Annotated in this window: 18 protein-coding genes; 4 read left to right on the top strand and 14 right to left on the bottom strand. The window is 62.6% G+C overall.

Annotated features, from left to right (window positions below; all coding sequences use genetic code 11):
• Nucleotides 1-73 precede the first annotated feature (73 nt).
• The 3 genes from AU381_RS25835 to AU381_RS25825 all read left to right on the top strand — a co-directional run bounded on the left by AU381_RS25835 (nt 74) and on the right by AU381_RS25825 (nt 1,665).
• The gene (locus AU381_RS25835) at nt 74-379 is read left to right on the top strand and encodes a hypothetical protein (protein WP_064244445.1); all 306 of its coding nucleotides are present in this window, start codon (nt 74-76) and stop codon (nt 377-379) included.
• Between the two features lie 743 nt (nt 380-1,122).
• Nucleotides 1,123-1,320: a hypothetical protein gene (locus AU381_RS29950; protein WP_064244444.1), complete on the top strand. Its 198-nt coding sequence runs from the start codon at nt 1,123-1,125 to the stop codon at nt 1,318-1,320.
• Between the two features lie 147 nt (nt 1,321-1,467).
• Complete coding sequence (locus AU381_RS25825; RefSeq protein WP_156528665.1) at nt 1,468-1,665, top strand: hypothetical protein; 198 nt, start codon at nt 1,468-1,470, stop codon at nt 1,663-1,665.
• 650 nt (nt 1,666-2,315) lie between these two features.
• Here AU381_RS25825 and AU381_RS25815 read toward each other — a convergent pair.
• Nucleotides 2,316-2,789 carry a c-type cytochrome gene (locus tag AU381_RS25815; protein ID WP_064244441.1) on the bottom strand — a complete coding sequence of 158 codons (474 nt, stop codon included), beginning with the start codon at nt 2,787-2,789 and terminating at the stop codon, nt 2,316-2,318.
• Between the two features lie 265 nt (nt 2,790-3,054).
• Between AU381_RS25815 and AU381_RS25810 the strand changes: the two genes are divergently transcribed.
• Complete coding sequence (locus AU381_RS25810; protein ID WP_064244440.1) at nt 3,055-3,546, top strand: DUF305 domain-containing protein; 492 nt, start codon at nt 3,055-3,057, stop codon at nt 3,544-3,546.
• A 731-nt stretch (nt 3,547-4,277) separates the two neighbouring features.
• Here the strand turns inward: AU381_RS25810 and AU381_RS30920 are convergent.
• The 13 genes from AU381_RS30920 to AU381_RS25745 all read right to left on the bottom strand — a co-directional run bounded on the left by AU381_RS30920 (nt 4,278) and on the right by AU381_RS25745 (nt 16,290).
• The gene (locus AU381_RS30920; RefSeq protein ID WP_244520144.1) at nt 4,278-4,619 is read right to left on the bottom strand and encodes a hypothetical protein; all 342 of its coding nucleotides are present in this window, start codon (nt 4,617-4,619) and stop codon (nt 4,278-4,280) included.
• A gap of 241 nt (nt 4,620-4,860) precedes the next feature.
• Nucleotides 4,861-5,595 (bottom strand): cytochrome c biogenesis CcdA family protein, encoded by a 735-nt coding sequence (locus AU381_RS25800; protein WP_064244438.1) that lies wholly within the window; start codon nt 5,593-5,595, stop codon nt 4,861-4,863.
• 6 nt (nt 5,596-5,601) lie between these two features.
• On the bottom strand, nt 5,602-6,294 hold the full coding sequence (locus tag AU381_RS25795; protein ID WP_244520143.1) for a DsbA family protein: 693 nt from the start codon (nt 6,292-6,294) through the stop codon (nt 5,602-5,604).
• A 134-nt stretch (nt 6,295-6,428) separates the two neighbouring features.
• Nucleotides 6,429-7,121, bottom strand: a complete 693-nt coding sequence (locus AU381_RS25790; RefSeq protein WP_064244436.1) for an SCO family protein — start codon at nt 7,119-7,121, stop codon at nt 6,429-6,431.
• Nucleotides 7,122-7,124: 3 nt separating this feature from the next.
• Nucleotides 7,125-7,487, bottom strand: a complete 363-nt coding sequence (locus AU381_RS25785; protein WP_064244435.1) for a hypothetical protein — start codon at nt 7,485-7,487, stop codon at nt 7,125-7,127.
• Nucleotides 7,484-8,047: a TlpA family protein disulfide reductase gene (locus tag AU381_RS25780; protein WP_064244434.1), complete on the bottom strand. Its 564-nt coding sequence runs from the start codon at nt 8,045-8,047 to the stop codon at nt 7,484-7,486. The genes AU381_RS25785 and AU381_RS25780 overlap by 4 nt, the downstream gene beginning before the upstream one ends.
• The gene (locus AU381_RS25775; protein ID WP_244520142.1) at nt 8,044-8,655 is read right to left on the bottom strand and encodes a DsbE family thiol:disulfide interchange protein; all 612 of its coding nucleotides are present in this window, start codon (nt 8,653-8,655) and stop codon (nt 8,044-8,046) included. The genes AU381_RS25780 and AU381_RS25775 overlap by 4 nt, the downstream gene beginning before the upstream one ends.
• Nucleotides 8,656-8,675: 20 nt before the next feature.
• A complete protein-coding gene (locus AU381_RS25770) occupies nt 8,676-9,116 on the bottom strand; it encodes a DUF411 domain-containing protein (RefSeq protein ID WP_064244433.1) in 441 nt (146 codons plus the stop codon).
• 21 nt (nt 9,117-9,137) lie between these two features.
• Complete coding sequence (locus AU381_RS25765; protein ID WP_082910368.1) at nt 9,138-10,574, bottom strand: multicopper oxidase family protein; 1,437 nt, start codon at nt 10,572-10,574, stop codon at nt 9,138-9,140.
• 118 nt (nt 10,575-10,692) lie between these two features.
• Entirely contained in the window at nt 10,693-11,079 is a 387-nt protein-coding gene (locus AU381_RS25760) for a hypothetical protein (RefSeq protein ID WP_244520141.1), read from the bottom strand.
• Nucleotides 11,080-11,291: 212 nt separating this feature from the next.
• The gene (locus AU381_RS25755) at nt 11,292-14,468 is read right to left on the bottom strand and encodes an efflux RND transporter permease subunit (RefSeq protein ID WP_064244431.1); all 3,177 of its coding nucleotides are present in this window, start codon (nt 14,466-14,468) and stop codon (nt 11,292-11,294) included.
• Nucleotides 14,465-15,889, bottom strand: a complete 1,425-nt coding sequence (locus AU381_RS25750; RefSeq protein ID WP_064244430.1) for an efflux RND transporter periplasmic adaptor subunit — start codon at nt 15,887-15,889, stop codon at nt 14,465-14,467. The genes AU381_RS25755 and AU381_RS25750 overlap by 4 nt, the downstream gene beginning before the upstream one ends.
• Nucleotides 15,886-16,290 carry a FixH family protein gene (locus AU381_RS25745; RefSeq protein ID WP_064244429.1) on the bottom strand — a complete coding sequence of 135 codons (405 nt, stop codon included), beginning with the start codon at nt 16,288-16,290 and terminating at the stop codon, nt 15,886-15,888. Before AU381_RS25745 ends, AU381_RS25750 begins: the two co-directional genes overlap by 4 nt.
• Between the last annotated feature and the right edge of the window lie 108 nt (nt 16,291-16,398).

Below are 16,398 nucleotides of genomic sequence, written 5' to 3'. Positions count from 1 at the left end.
ATTAAGACTGCAACCAAAGATTGGCCGCGCTATTCGACAGCGCGGCCGGCAGCAAAAGCTACAGGAGCGGAAATTGAGTCGATACACCGTGCAGATCACGAACGGGACGACAACGGACGACGAAGGGACGATCGGCTACGATCGGCCGTTGCGGACCTTCTTTCTACAGGCGTTTCCAGACCCGGAAACCGACGAATGCGCCCTTTGGTTAGGCGCATTTCTTGAGGAATACCCGACCCTGGAATCCATCATCGAGGCCGCCCGGACGCAAGGCTACGAGGTCCGCGGCCTGACGAAGGAAATGATGTTGGCGATGCTCAAGGAAGCGGGACCGCCGCACCCGCCGAGCCTTGGTGAACGACTCGGCATAGTACGGTAAGAAGGAGGACATCAGTTTCGAGGGCGGAAGCAGCAGCGCCGGGCCAGCGGCGCATTCGGGGAGGATGGGCCACCCCGACCGAGGCGACGGCCTCGCCCCCGAACCGGAGGTGTTGCATGTGGTTCCTGCCACTTAGCATCACCCTAGACGTGAAAAGGACCCGGACCACCTGGCAAGTGCGGATCCGAGTCCAATTCTGGCTCTAGGAAACGGGGGCGGGCCGCAAGGCTCGTCCCCACTCCGGAAATCAATATAGGCGATTTTCTTCCCAACTTCAAAGCGCTCCGGCCGCCCCAAGCCCGCATCGAGCGGGCCAGGGACGGAACGAGGGGCGCCCTTGACACCCCTCCCCTCGTGCTCCCCTCCCCATCCACGGCGGCCGCCCCGCAAGCGGGCCGTCTCACTTCGGCTTGGTGTCGTTGTCGGCTGTTGAAGGCCTGGTGCGCGCCTGATCCGCGGCAGCGAGACCGCGACCGAGCTCCGGCCTGACGGCCGGATGGCGACTTGCCGATTGATGGCGAAGTCGGCGGCCGGGGCTACGAAGGCCGCGCTTCCCGGTATCTCCTTAGTGGCTATGCGCAATCTAACTCTGCGCACGATACGTCAGGCCCGGCCTTGGCGTGCAACCCCAAAGGGTTCTCCTCTCCGCTTCGCTCCGTTGCGTCCGCTACGCGGTGCACTCGGCCGTGCCAGCCGTATTCGAGCTTCGCGATTACGCACAACCACTAAGGAGGATCAACCTCATGAAAGCGCTCGTAACCTTCTGCCAGAAAACCGGCCGGCGCCTTCGCCTCTACCTCAATCGGCAAGTCGCCAAACTGTCCCACACGGGCCAGTTGAAGATCTCGGTGGCGGTCTCGCTTCCGCTCATCGCCAAGGTCGAGGTCAGCTACCAGTGCGATTTCAACGCCAAAGCCGACAATGACAACAAGCCGAAGTGAGAAAGCCGCGGCCTGCATCGCAGGGCGCGGCTTTCCGCCGTGGCCCGACTGGCGCCGCATATCCCCTCTGGAGATATTTCGTCCTGATGCTTGAAGTCTCAGATTGAATTGGTGAGCATTGGTCATCAACCAACAATGGAAGACTTCGTGAACATGAAGATCAACGCGGTTCAGCAGGTTCAGGAGGACATGGCGCTGATTGCCCGGGGCGAGGAAATCGACCTTCCGTGGCGCCGGCTTCGCGTTCTCCTCGATTACGGCCTGGTCGAGATCAGCACCCTGTCCTCTTGGGTGGACCGCTTGCAGGAAGTCGAACATCCATCTCGTGGACAGACGAGGGTATGAGGTTAATGGGACAAGCCAGCCAAGCCAAGGACCGCCAACGAAAATGAGGTATGACCGGGTGAAAAGCATCTTTGCAGGTAATTTCGATCACGAGAGCGCCATCGAAGCCGCTGTAGAGCTGTACGGTGTCGATGCCACAACGGCCGTAGCTCATTGCGCGCTTGAGGCCTACGTCGATTGTCGAGAGGCAGACCACGAATTCTGGTTTCGCATTTTCGGCCCATCTAAAGGGCATTCCGCTGTCCGACAGCAAGCATTGAAGCCGTTATCGCAACTCCAAAAGCGCCCGCGTTTTCCAGCCGCGCCGGCACAGGCCGGCAAGCGGCCGCAGCGACCCCAGGGAGCGGAGCAGCCGAAGCCACCGTAGGGTTTGCCCTGGTGCACGCGATGCGGAGGGTTCATCGGGCACCTCGCAGAGCGAATCGCGCGATCGCGGCCAATCGGCCGCTTAGCCTCGTCTCTGTAATGGCAGGATTTCGATCGGCGAGCGTGGATACGGTCGCGCCCTGCACGGTCGATCATTCAGGGCGGTGAAATTCCACCCGGTTCATCCGAGACCAGCTATGCGTCCGGCCCGAAACCGGTGACGGCTCTGTACGAGGGCAGCGCTAGACCGAGGTGACGATGATCCGAGAGGCGCACGCCTACTGTCACTGGACTGCTTCCCGCTCGCGACGGCTCATCTCCGCCTGATACTCCCGCTCCCGTTCCGGCCAGGTGCTCTTGATGAAAGCGAGAACTGCTCGGATCTCGTCGTCGCTCATGATACTCCCGAAGCCCGGCATATCGCTTTGGTAGTCCCCGCCAACAACCGCAGCCGGTCCTTCCTTTGTGATGCGGAAGAGAACGCCGTCCGGGTGATGCCAGGTGTGACCGGATGCATCGTGCGGCGGCGCCGGCATGCGTCCGGAGGGAAGCGGGCTTTTCCAGTACCGCTGACCTTCCAGCCCGACACCGTGACAGGCGGCACAGCGCTTGGCATAGAGCGTCTTCCCGAGTGCGACTGTGGCGGCCGACGTGTCGCCGGTCGCTGTCGGTCCTGCGAGCCAAAGCCACGCCACTGCCAGCCCCAATCCCGCCCCGGCGATCCCGAGCACTGGGAAAAGAACCGCGGTCCTGCTCATTTGCTGCCCCGGAAGAACAGGGCCGTGGAGAGCGTCGCAGCCCCGACAATGTTGAGCAGCCACACCAAGTCCTTGCCGTACATAAATAAGCCCTGCCTTCCATCATGCGAACTACGTCTATTCGTACGATTTCAGTATCCGGCGAACAATTGGGTTGAAACCGTGTGCTCGTCGGGCGGTTGTGATGGAACGAACGCCCGGACCGTCAGTTCCTACCGCTTAGGAATAGACCCGCAGGTATGGTCGCTGAGCGCTGGAGGTCGACATGAGAGAGAACGAACCAAGGCAGCACCAGGGCATGACCACTCATCGCTACCTAATGTTCGCGGTCAACATGGCGCTCAGTCTCATCGTCATGTACCTCGTGATGTTCTCCATGATCGACGGCCTGCCCGATTTCCGGAACAATATCAACACGCTCTATATGGCGCTGACGATGGTCGCTCCCATGGGAATCATCATGCTCGCGACCATGGGCGGGATGTACCAGCACAAGGGTCTCAACGCTGCCCTTTACATCGGGTTGGCCCTGCTCTTCGTTGCCGCCTTCGCCGGAACGCGTACCCAGACCCTTGTCGGTGATCGACAGTTCATCGCTTCGATGATCCCGCACCACTCCGGCGCGATCCTGATGTGTCGTAAAGCCAGTCTCACGGATCAGGAACTTATCGATCTCTGTAACAATATCTCTCAAGGACAGCGCCAGGAGATCGACCAGATGAATGCGATTCAAGGACGATTGAGCAACAGGGGCTAAGGTTCAACGGACGAACTGAGCCTTGCGCCGCCCATGCGCAGGCCGCCGCGGCGATAGCTTTAGGTTCTTGCGGAGTACGGAATCGGCGGTGCGGCAGCCTAGAACGAGCGGGGCGGCACAAACAGGCATATCGCTCGGGAACGGATGCGACCCGAAGGCAGGCATAGGTGAAATTCACCGTCGGGTGAGGTTTTCAGCCTCGGATCGCTGTAGCTTATGACCTCGCCTGTTTGCTCCACCAAATATCCTTCGGGGCCTTCCACTACCGCGGCACCGTGGACCGGCTCACAGTCGCGGTCACTGCAGCACTGGTACGGATAGACCCATCCTGAAGGCGCGCTGTGAGCGTCTGCCTTCGCGGGGAAGTACGCGCCGACGAGGAGCCCCAAGGGAAAGCTCAGGAGCACTCTTGCGGCATTCCACACCGGGCCAGAGATCTCAGAATGTTCAGGATGAGCGATACCGGGGCTGAAACTGTGCATGGCCGATCCTCGCGGTTTCAGAATTTCGGTAATCCGGCGGTTCCGCGCTCCGTTCCCTCCGGCTCCGAAATTTGTTCAGTCTTCGGTGGTTGAAGCAGGCTTTCTCACTTGCCTGGCGAGGTCTCGCGCCCCGTCGCCGTCAGCACTCTACAGCATCTGGTTCGGACAAGCTTGCATCCGACCCACTCGCGGTGGTGAACAGGTTGGGGTGCCGTTCGGGCAAGCGGTCGCAGAGATCGACTGCCCTTCTCAGCCGTGGCGGTGCTCGTCGCCTCCGCCGCAGCCGCTCGAGAGGTTCCAGACGTCGACCAACTGCTCGCCCGTGAAGCGGTGCTCGCGGATGAGGAATTTGCCTAGTCCGCCATAGACCTGCCACCGCCAGCACCGACAGCAGCAAGGCCCGCGCTCGTCCGAATTGTCCATCGCATACTGATAGGCCCGCTGCTCATCGGGCGAGAGCGCCAAGTCGTAGAAGCGCATGGCCTTCTGCGCGATCCCGGCGGCGACGTCATACGGATCCGGAGGAATCTCCGCGATTGCGGCATATTTCTTGAGCGCCTCGACCTGCTCGCCGTAGCGATGCCGATCCATGGGTGCGCAGCAAGAACCCTGGAGTCGAGCGGTGACCGGCATCTTGGCAATCGACTCCGTGAATGTCGCCGAACAAGTGCTATTGCCGTTCTTGCTCAAGAAATCGAACCGCTCGTTGAGGGCCGATGATTGAGCCGCCTGCGCCGAACATTGGAGTGCGAAGAGCCCCACCATGAAGGAAAAATCCCTTCGAGAGAGCCGTAGTCCCGGTTGAAGTCTTATCTGCATCTCACGCCCTCCTTTAGCCAATCCGCGCGAGCATCGGCACGTTCTCCAGGAGCCAGAACGAGAAGGCCGTCATCGTGCCGGAGATCATGGCGACACCCATCGCGACCATCACGCCGCCCGCGCCGACCTGCAGCGCTCGTCCAAGGCGGCGCATGGACTTCAGCCGCTGCATTAGGTGATCCGCAAAAGCCGCGGCCAACAGGAACGGAACGCCGAGACCCAGCGAATAGATGGCGAGGAGAACAATGCCCGCCGAAGCCGTAGACGAGAGCGCGCTAACGGTGAGGATCGCGCCCAGCACGGGACCGATGCACGGGGTCCAGCCAAAGCCGAAGGAGAGTCCCAGCAGAAACGCACCGACCGGACGACCGCCGCGGATGCTGCCGTGGAAGCGCAGATCCCGTTCGAACCAGGGCAAGCGGACGAGGCCGGTCATGAACACGCCGAAAACAATCACCATCACGCCGCCAACGAGTGTCGCCTCGTATCGATAGAACAGGAGAAGCCGACTGAAGGCCGTGGCGGTCGCCCCGAGCGCCACGAAGATGGTCGAGAAGCCGAGCACGAAGCAGAGGCTGAGGGACAGCGTCGCGAGCCGGTTGGCCCCCGACCCAGGATGGCTGCCGAGCGACTGACCCGAAACATACGAGATGTAACCTGGCACGAGCGGCAGGACGCAGGGCGACAGGAACGAGATCAGCCCGGCCGTGAAGGCTGTGATCAGACCGATGTTCGAGATCGCCGACACGGTTTCCTAGCTCCCCCGTGCAGATGCGATCAACCGCTTCAGAGAACTGGCGTCGGTCAAGCCCTGCACGATTTCCTTGCCGACGACGAAGCTTGGCGTACCGGAAATGTGCAAGGCCTGCGCCAGTGCGACGTTGCGTTTGATGATCTCGTCGATCGCGGGGTCCTTCATGTCTTGCTTCAACTGCTCGACATCGAGACCGACATTGGCTGCGACTTCCAGACTGGAGGTTTCCGTTATGCGGCCCTGGTAGGCCATCATCCCCTTGTGGAAGGCCAGGTATTTGCCCTGCTTCTGGCTAGCGAGCGCGGCTCGGGCGGCGAAGACTGAGCCCGGACCAAGGATGGGATATTCCTTGAAGACGAGGCGCAACCCTTTGTCCTCCTGCTCGAGTTTGTCGAGCATCGGCGTCGCCTGGCGACAGTAAGGGCAATTGTAGTCGAAGAACTCGACCAGGATGGCCTCCCCCTTTGGATTGGCCCCGACGGGCGAACCGGGATCATTGAAAATTTCATCGTGCCGCTGCGAAATGACGGCCGTCAGATCGTTGTTTTCCGCTGCCTGCCGACGCGCTTGCAGGCCATTCATGGATTCGATGAGGACTTCTGGGTTGGCCAGGAGATAAGCGTGCATCCGGCCATCCAAATCCGAGCCGTCGCGCAGAGGCGAAAGTACCCCTGCTGCGAAGAGCAGCGCCACGACAGAAAGCACGACTGACAGCCCGGCCAGGGCAAACGAGGCAAACACCAAAGGTTTCAGGCGTCCTTCCCTTCCTACTTGGTCGGAGGCGGAGCCGGAGGAGCCGGATTCCGAACTGCTGGGTTGCTTTGCTATCATCGGAACGCTCCTTTGAGCATGTCCCAGAAGCTCGGCTGTGCGTGCGCGTGCCGCTCCTGGACCCGGTTTGTCAGCGCATTGACGAAGGCGACAAGATTAGCTGGATCGAACCTCAGGCCGTGAAAGCGGGCACGGAGGCGGCCGTCCTGGTCGATCACGTGGGTGACGATCCCGTGCATCTGCATGCCGCCCTCGCCTCCAGTGAATTTGAGGCCGTAGGCTTCGGCGATCTTGCGGGTCGTGTCCTCGGGCTCCTCCGGTGCAGAGGTCAGAAACATCCAGTTTTCGGGGTCAAGACCATGGGCCTCGCCATAATCGCGAAGGACCGGGCCGGTGTCGCGCTTCGGGTCTGTGGTGATGGTGACGAATTTGACTATCTTCTTCATGGGCCTTTGGTTGATCATCGCCTGCAGATCGGCGATCCGTTCGGCGTGAAGCGGACAGACGTCCGTACAGCTCGTGTAGACGAAGTTCAAAATGACGACCTTACCGAGGAAGTCGCCGTGCTGGACAAGGCGGCCGTTGGCGTCCTGCAGCGTGTATCCTGGAGCTTTGCTGTCGACAGGCTGGAAGTACGTCTCCTTGGCGCGCAGCTCCTGGTGTACCTCCTCAAGCGAGTGCGCCAGCACCGAGGTGAAGGAAGCAACCGTCGCCGCGATGGCAAGTGCAGCGGAATGCAAGGCGCGCATGGGTCACCTCTCGACAGCCGTGATATCGCTGGATCGGGATGCGCAGCACGACCGAGGGGCCTCGAGCGGAGCGGGAACGGCATCGGTCTCCGACGAAACGGTTGTCGACGCCTTGCCATGAGAGACAGCCATATGTTTCATGCAGAGCCCGAGGGCGCACATGGCGACGCAGGGCAGCAAGCTCAGCAGCAGCGGCGCAACACCGACAGCGACCAGCCAGCTCCAGTTGAAGGCGGCGCCGAGACCGAGCACAAGGATTCCGAGCACGACGAGTCCCCGGCGGCGTCGCAGCCACGACGGGAGTTTGTCGGCGAGCGGTTGCGGCGGTGCGCGCGGATGCGCCTTGGCTGAATTGGGTATGTTCATAGAGATTTCTCCTTGTTCTCAGGAGCCGCCAGACGCTCCCGTTCCTTCTCGACGATGGATTTCAGGAATGTGACCATTTCCGGCGCGTCCCATTTGGCGGGGCCGATCAGCCGTCCAAGCTCCCTGCTCTCGGCATCGATCAGCAGGGTCGTCGGCAGTCCTGCAGTGGCGAGCGCAAAGCCGACCTGGCTGGAAGTGTCGACGTGGATCGCGAGGTGCTGGATGCCAATCTCGTCGTAGAACTTCTTCACCGTCTCAACGCCGCCGCGGTCGATCGACAGAGCAAGCACCTGGAACTTGTCTCCGCCCAGCGTCGCCTGCAGCCGGTCAAGTGTCGGCATCTCCTCGCGGCACGGCAGGCACCACGTCGCCCAGAGGTTGAGCAACACGACCTTGCCGCGGAAATCCGCGAGCGAACGCGGCTGTCCTTCGCCGTCGGTAAACTGAAGTTCCGGCACGGCGACCGGAGCAGCATGCAGCACGAAGTTCCCCGGCGGAGCAGCGAACCCCTGCCCTGCAAACGCAACGACCGCCAGGATGGCATAGACAAGCAGCCTCATGAGGTCCCTCCGTTCGCCTCTCGACGCAGCCGCTCAACGAGAGGCAGGATCGTCTCGCGCAACGCCTGTTCGGTCACCGGCCCGATGTGCTTGTGGGCGATGCGCCCGTCAGCCCCGACCACGAAGGTTTCGGGCACACCGTAGACACCCCAGTCGATGGCGACGCGGCCGTCCCGGTCGGCTCCCGTGCGGGTGTAGGGATCGCCAAGCGTGTTCAGCCATTGCGCCGCGTCCTGTGGTCGATCCTTGTAGTTCAAGCCATGGATAGGAACGGATTTGTTCCGAGGGAGGCGCATGAACAACGGGTGCTCGGCCCGGCAGGCGACGCACCAGAAGGCGAAGACGTTAACGAGGGAGACTTCGCCGTAGAGGTCCTTGCTTGCGAGACCAAGGATCCGGCCCTCAACGGGCGGTAGGTCGAACCGGGGCACGTCCTTGCCGATCAGCGCAGACGGAAGCTGGTTCGGATCACGGCTGATGCCCCAGGCGAATACGGCGGCCAGCCCTGCGAATGCGACGGCCGGCAGGGCCAGCAGCAGCCGGCGGCGCAAGACGGATGTCGGGCGGCCATCCATCCTTGATGTTTCGTGTGTTGCAAAGTGGGTCATGGAGTACCTCCCTCCCGCAATCATTCCTCCGCGTAGACGGAAGGTGCTTTGCCGTCCTTCGGGACGGTGTAGATCACGAACTTCTTTGTCTTCGTGCCGGACATCCCAGGCGACCCCATCGGCATCCCCGGCAGTGTGATGCCGGCGATCGCGGGCTTCTCGGTGATGAGCTTGCGGACGACGTTCACCGGAACGTGTCCGTCGACCACGTAGCCGTCGATGAACGTGGTGTGGCAGCCTTGGAACGCCTCAGACACTCCGGCCTTGGCGCTGATCTCGGCGAGGTCGTTGGTTGGCTTCACGTCGACATTGAAGCCGTTGTCGCGGAGATAGGCGGCATAGCCCTCGCAGCAGCCGCATTGCGGGTTCTTGTAGAGCGTCGCCTGGAGGGGCTCGGCGAGTGCCTGCGAGGCGAAGGCGATGAGAGCAGCGAGGCTGGCGAAGCGGATTGTATGGTTCATTTCGGTTTCTCCCTGAATAACTCAATTGGATCCGTCGACGCGCAGCACGGTCATCATTCCGCTCATCTGGTGGTCCAAGACATGGCAATGCAGCATCCAGTCGCCGGGATTGTCGGCAACGAAGGCGACCTCGACGACGTCCTTCGGTGCCATCAGCAGGGTGTCCTGCCATTGACGATGCGGTACGGCCACGCCGTTGCGGCTCAGCACCCGCATGCTGTGGCCGTGGAAATGCATCGGATGCCACCAGGCGGTCTCGTTGCGCATCGTCAGCATGATGCTGCGTCCACGCTGGAACGTGAGGGCGGGCGCCATGCCGGCATGGCCGTCTCCCGTCATCGACAAACCGTTAATCGACCAGGCGGGACCACCGCCCATGCCCATCATGCCGTGCATCATTCCTCCGCCCTGCATGCCACCCCCACCCATCATCATGCCGCTCATCATGCCGCCCTGGAGCGTCAGCTCGTGACGCTCGGTCGTGGCAAGATCGGGCTCCGGCAAGGGATTGCGCGGCAGGTCAAGCGAAGCGGCGAGCGGATGCGCGCGGAGCGGCGGCCCCTCCTCATAGGCGAGTTCGGTCAGTCGGTAGGAGAGGCCGTCGTAGAAATCGTCGATGACGCCGTACCGCCGCCCCGGCTCTCCCTGCATGTCAATCATGAGATCGACGCGCATGGCCGGACCGAGCAGAATTCGGCCGGCCGCGGGTTCGTGCGGATCGCACGGTTGTCCGTCAATCGCAACGATCACCGGCCGGTGGCCATCGAAACGCAGCGCCATGACCCGCGCGAGGGAAGCGTTGACGAGACGCAGGCGGACGCGTTCGCCTGCCCGGACCGCTTCCGCCTCAGAAACCCGGCCATTCAGCGTGACGGTGTTGCCGACCCGACCGGACATCGCCGCCTCCATGCGGTTGCCAAATCTGGCAGTAATCCCGCCGCCCTCGGTCAGTCGCCAGTCGGCCAAGAACCAGAGAAGATCGCGATCGACGGCGACGGCTTCGCGTTCCTCGACGATCACGGCTCCGGCAAGTCCGCGGCCGAGCTGTTCCAAACTGTTCGAATGCGGGTGGTACCAGAAGGTCCCTGCGTCGGGCGGGGTAAACTCGTAAACGAAGCTCTCCCCTGGCTTGATCGGCGGCTGCGTCAGGCCGGGCACGCCGTCCATCTCATTGGGCAACCGGATGCCGTGCCAGTGAACAGTGGTTTCCTGGCTAAGCCGGTTCTTGACGACGAGGCGCGCCGGTACGCCTTGGCGCAGCCGGACGAGCGAGCCCGCCACTGTCCCGTTATAGGTCCAGACATCGGTTTCCGGACGAGCTAGGCCGGCAAGACGAGCACGGGCTGGCGTGGCGGTGATCCGATATCCGGTGGATGGCGCAGCCCGCACCGCTCCCGCCGGCAACGCAGTGGTCAACAGGAGGCCAGCGCAGACCTGGAGCAAGGCCCGGCGCGACATGCGGCCATGAAATTCGGTAGTCACATTCGATCCTTCCGATCATCGTGGATGATGGAACGCGCGGCTCGCACGCGTTCGCTTGCCCGGTCCGGTCGCTTGGATCGCGACCGCCGGGACATCAGGCGATGTCGGAGGTTCGTGGCGGATAAGGCTCGGGCGGCAACGCCCTGCCGTGCAGGAGCGCCTCACGCGGCGGCAGGGAAACAGCCGTCTCGCAAGAAGGCAGAGGCAGAGCCGTCGGCAGCGCCGCAAGAACGGGGGCCGCGCAGACGACACCGCAGGCCATAGCCTTCATCCCGCTGTCAGGGGAGTAGGCGGGACAATCCAGACAGCCGGCTTCAGAGGACATGTCCATTTCGGCCATCGTCGTCATCTTGGCCGTCATGACGCTTGCCTGAGCAGCCGACAGGCTCATGCCCGCGGCGACGAAAACCGCAAGAAGCAGAGGGATCAACTGTCGAGCCGACCAACGTTTCATCAGAGAAAGAATGATGCCGAACTGCACCAAAGGCAAGCCGCGTCGGCCGTTTGCGGCGGCCGGAAAGTTTGCATTCGGGCCACGATTGCGTGAGGCGGGCAAAGCCGTCAACGGAAGAACACGTACTTGACGAGCGCCGCGATCACGAGAGCGACCACAACAAGCCCGATCAGTCCCGCGAAGCCCATGCCCCACATCATGCCGCCGCCCATCATATCGTCCATCATGGCCTCCTCCCTTCATTCTGCGGCCTCCTTCAGGATCGCCTGATCGGTCTCGGTGTCGGCCGACGGGGCGGCTGCGGCTGCCGGCAGCCGCCATCCCTTGACGAGCCCGTAGATCGCTGGGATCACAGCGAGCGTCAGGATCGTGGACGAGATCATCCCGCCGATCATCGGGACGGCGATCCGCTGCATGATCTCCGAGCCGGCACCCGTGCTCCAGAGGATCGGCACCAGGCCCGCCATGATCGCGACGACCGTCATCATCTTCGGCCGCACCCGTTCGACCGCTCCGACCATGATCGCCTTGTGAAGGTCGGCGCGCGTCAGGTCTCGACCTTCGGCCTCGCATGCGGAGCGTCGCTCCTTCCAGGCCTGATCGAGATAGATCAGCATGATCACCCCAGTCTCCGCCGCGACCCCGGCAAGGGCGATGAAGCCGACGACTACCGCAACGGAGGCGTTGAAGCCGAGCCACCACATCAACCAAATGCCGCCGACGAGCGCGAAGGGCAGCGACAACATGACGATCAGCGTCTCGGTGAGCGCCTTAAAGTTGAGGTAGAGCAGCAGGAAGATCAACGCGAGCGTCAGCGGCACGACAATCGCCAAACGCGCCTTCGCCCGCTCGAGATACTCATACTGACCGCTCCAGGCGACCGAATATCCGGGCGGCATCTTCACGCTGCTGGCGACCGCTTGCTGCGCTTCGGCGACATAGCCGCCGAGGTCACGATCGGCGATGTCGACGAAGACATAGACGGCGAGCTGCCCGTTCTCGGTCCGGATCGTCGTCGCACCCCGCGTCAGCTTCACCTCGGCGACCTCTCCCAGCGGTACCGTGCCGCCACCGGGCAGGGCGACCTGAACGTCGCGGGCTATGGATTGGGGATCGCTTCGGAAGGCGCGCGGATAGCGCACTGCGACACCATAGCGTTCGCGACCCTCGACCGTTGAGGTGACCACCTCGGAGCCCAAGGCCGCGCCAATCACATCCTGAACGTCATCGATGCTCAATCCATATCGCCCGAGCGCAGTGCGGTCCGGAACGATGTCGAGATAGTAGCCACCGATCACGCGCTCGGCATAGGCGCTCGACGTGCCGGGGATCGTCTTCAGCACCGTCTCGACCTCGCGGGCGATCCGCTCCATCTCCTTGAGATCCGTTCCGTAGACCTTGACGCCGACGGGCGTCCTGATGCCCGTCGACAGCATGTCGATGCGGGCGCGGATCGGCATCGTCCACGCATTCGAAACGCCGGGGAATTGCAGCGCCGCATCCATCTCCTGCTTCAGCCTGTCAATCGTCACACCCGGACGCCACTCGGATTTCGGCTTCAGGGTGATGATCGTCTCAAACATCTCGGTGGGCGCGGGATCGGTCGCGGTCAGCGCCCTTCCCGCCTTGCCGAACACCGTCTCGACCTCAGGGAAGGACTTGATGATCCGGTCCTGCGTCTGCATCAGTTCGGCCGCCTTCGTCACCGACAGGCCGGGCAAGGTGGTCGGCATGTACATCAGCGTGCCTTCGTTGAGGCTCGGCATGAATTCGCTGCCGATCTGACGGGCGGGCCACACGGTCACGGCCAGGGCGACCAGTGCCAAGAGGATGGTGAGCGTCTTCGCCCGGAGCACCCCGGATATAACCGGCCGATAGATCCGGATCAGGAAACGGTTAAGCGGGTTCCTGTGCTCCGGAACGATCCGGCCACGGACGAACACGACCATCAGCGCAGGCACCAGCGTGATCGACAGCAGGGCGGCAGCCGCCATGGCGAAGGTCTTGGTGAAGGCGAGCGGTCCGAACAAGCGGCCTTCCTGGGACTCGAGCGTGAAGATCGGCAGGAAGGACACGGTGATGATCAGCAGGCTGAAGAACAGCGCCGGACCGACCTCGCTCGCCGCCTTGATCAGTATTTCTGTCCTGGATTTGTCGGGCGGAGCGCGTTCGAGATGCTTGTGGGCGTTTTCGATCATCACGATCGCGGCGTCGATCATCGCGCCGATGGCGATGGCGATACCGCCGAGACTCATGATGTTCGCCCCGATGCCGAGCGCCCGCATGGCGACGAAGGAAATCAGGATGCCGATCGGCAGCATGATGATCGCGACCAGGGCGCTGCGGACATGGAGAAGGAAGGCGATCGTCACCAGTGCGACAACGATGGACTCCTCGACCAGCGTTCCCTTCAGCGTCTCGATGGCAGCGTCGATCAGTTCGGAGCGGTCATAGACCGGAAGGATTTCCGTCCCGGCGGGCAGGCTGTCCCTGATCGCGGCCAGGCTCTTCTTCGCGTTGTCGATGACCGTCAACGCGTTCGCGCCGAAGCGTTGGAGCACGATGCCACTTGCGACCTCGCCCTCGCCATTAAGCTCGGTGATGCCGCGCCGTTCGTCGGGAACGATCTCCACGCGGGCGACGTCGCCGAGACGGAGCGGCGTGCCGCCTTCCGCCATCAGGACAATGTTCTCGATGTCCTTGATCCCCTGCAGGTAGCCCCTGCCGCGAACCATGAATTCGAATTCGGAGATCTCGACCGTCCGTCCGCCGACATCGCGGTTGCTGGCGCGAACGGCGTCGGCGATCTGCTTCAACGTAACATCCTGGGCCTTCAGCCGCGCGGGATCGACCACGACCGAGTACTGCTTCACGAAGCCGCCGACGCTCGCGACCTCGGCAACCCCTTCGGACTTGGAGGCCGCAAAGCGGACCACCCAGTCTTGGAGCGACCGCAGTTCGGCAAGCGACAGTTCCTTCGCGACCAGCGCATACTGGTAGACCCAGCCGACGCCTGTCGCGTCGGGCCCGAGGTTCGGCGACACGCCTTCGGGAAGCCGACTTGAGGCGGCATTGAGGTATTCCAGCACGCGGCTACGCGCCCAATAGGGATCGGTCCCGTCTTCGAAGATCACATAGACGAAGGAGACGCCGAAGAACGAGAAGCCGCGGACGACCCGCGATCGCGGCACCGTCAGCATCGACGTCGTCAATGGATAGGTGACCTGGTCCTCGACGACCTGCGGTGCCTGCCCCGGATAGTCGGTGAAGACGATGACCTGCACGTCCGATAGGTCGGGGATGGCATCGAGAGGGAGCGTCCGCAAAGAGTAAATACCTGCTGCGATCGACAGCGCCGCCGCGACAACGATCAGCACAAGATTGCGAGCCGACCAGGCGATGACGTTGGATATCATGGCTGCGCCTCGCTGGTGCCGAGTGCGCTCAGCGCCGCATTGAGGTTGCTTTCGGCGTCGAGCAGGAAGTTGGCCGAGACGACGACCCTGTCGCCGACATCGATCCCCTTGGTGACTTCCGTCTTGTCTTCACCGCGGACGCCCAGAGCGACGTCCCGTGGCTCGAACCGCCCGTCGCCCTTGTCGACGAAGACGACTTGGCGTTGGCCGGTGTCGACGATGGCGCTGTTCGGCACGGCGACAACCGGGTCGCTTGCGCCGGACTCGATCTCAACCTCTGCATACATGTTGGCGAGCAGCAGGCCGTCCGGATTGGGAAGCTCTATCCGAACCTTTGCCGTCCGGGTCTGCATCTGGACTTCCGGATAGATCAGATCGACGGCACCATCGAACGTCTTTCCGGGAAGGTTTCGCACGACGACCTTCGCCCGAGCGCCTTTTCGAACGGACGCGGCATCGTATTCCGGAACGTCAGCAATCACCCATATCCGCGAGGCGTCAGCGATCCGGAACAGGACATCGCCGGCCTCCGCCATCATTCCGGTTGTCGCTCTCCGTTCCAAAACGACGCCGTCGGTGGGCGAGAGATAGGGAATGCTCCTGGGCACTGCACGGTTTCGGGTGATCGAACGGATCGTCTCCTCCGGCACCCCGAGGTTGCGCAGCTGCAGCGCCCCTCCGACGTCCAGGTCCGGCTTCCCGCCGCTCCTGAGTTCAGTGGCGTATTCGGCTCCCGCCTTCGCGATCTCTTTCGAGTAGAACTGGAAGAGGCGGTCCCCCTTCGTCACACGATCGCCGGTCGTGACATTGGCGACATCCTCGATGAAGGAGTCGGCTCGCATTGAGACAATTCGGATCAGCCGCTCATCGAAGGCGACCGTCCCCGGCACGCGCACCGCGCGGGCGACAACGCTCCGCTCCGCCGTCGCGGTCTTCACTCCGGTCCGCTGCAGCTTGCCAAGGGACACCTTGACGACGGAACTGTCCGCTTCGTCGCCCTCGTAAACCGGGATGTAATCCATCCCCATCGAATCCTTCTTCGGCACCTTGGATGTGTCGGGAAGGCCCATCGGGTTCCGGTAGTAGAGTATCTTCCGGCCATCGCTGGACGCTGCCTCAGAGTTTCCTGTCGAAGGTTTCACGGGCTCGAAGCTAACGTCTTCGCTTTGCCGCACTGTCCGGAAGGACCGACCGTCGGAGGTCGATCTCGGTGTGGCGGAATATTCCGGCAGCCTGTCGGGATGCTGGTAGTAGATGACCTCGCCCGTAGGCACGGGCCGAGGAGTGACGGTCTCCCCGAGCGCAGGCCCGGAGAGAAATGCACTGAGTTCCGGGGCCACGTCGCGCGTGCCCGCCACGAACCCTCCCCCGCCGGCGATGGCGAAGGAGGTGACGAGGAGCAGGAATTTGGATTTCTTCATGGCTTTGCCTGCAGAACGAGTTCGCCCTGGACGGTGTCGGTCTCGCCCTGGACCTTGGCGGCGAGCTTGAAGCGCCAGCCGCCCTCCATGCTGAGATTCGTCTTGAACTTGTAAACGCCGGGCTCGGGCGACGGCATCGCCTCCACCGAGGTCGTCATCGCCTCCATGCCTTCCGGTGCCATGTCTAAGCGCGTCGTGAAGATCACCGCTTCCGGCACGGGCGCATTCGTCCGCTTGTCGACCAGGCGCACGGCAACGGTCGCTTCCGGACCCTGGGCGACCTCGGGCTCGACGAGCTGGAACTCGTAATCGGAGGCGGCGGCGAAGGATGTCGTCGCCGCGGCCAAGACCATGGCCAGCGAACCGAGGATTGTCCTCGGAGAAAAATAGCGTTCAGTCATAGCAATCTCACCTTGAACGGGCAGATCAGGCCGCGTCCTAAATAAACAACGAGGTCGGGTGGGCGCTTCACATCCGGAAGGCACCTGTCCGGTTGATAGGAGGGTGAG

Source organism: Sinorhizobium glycinis (assembly GCF_001651865.1).
Classification (GTDB): domain Bacteria; phylum Pseudomonadota; class Alphaproteobacteria; order Rhizobiales; family Rhizobiaceae; genus Sinorhizobium; species Sinorhizobium glycinis.
Note: the sequence above shows the minus strand (reverse complement) of the source record. Positions and strands in the feature narration are given on the sequence as shown.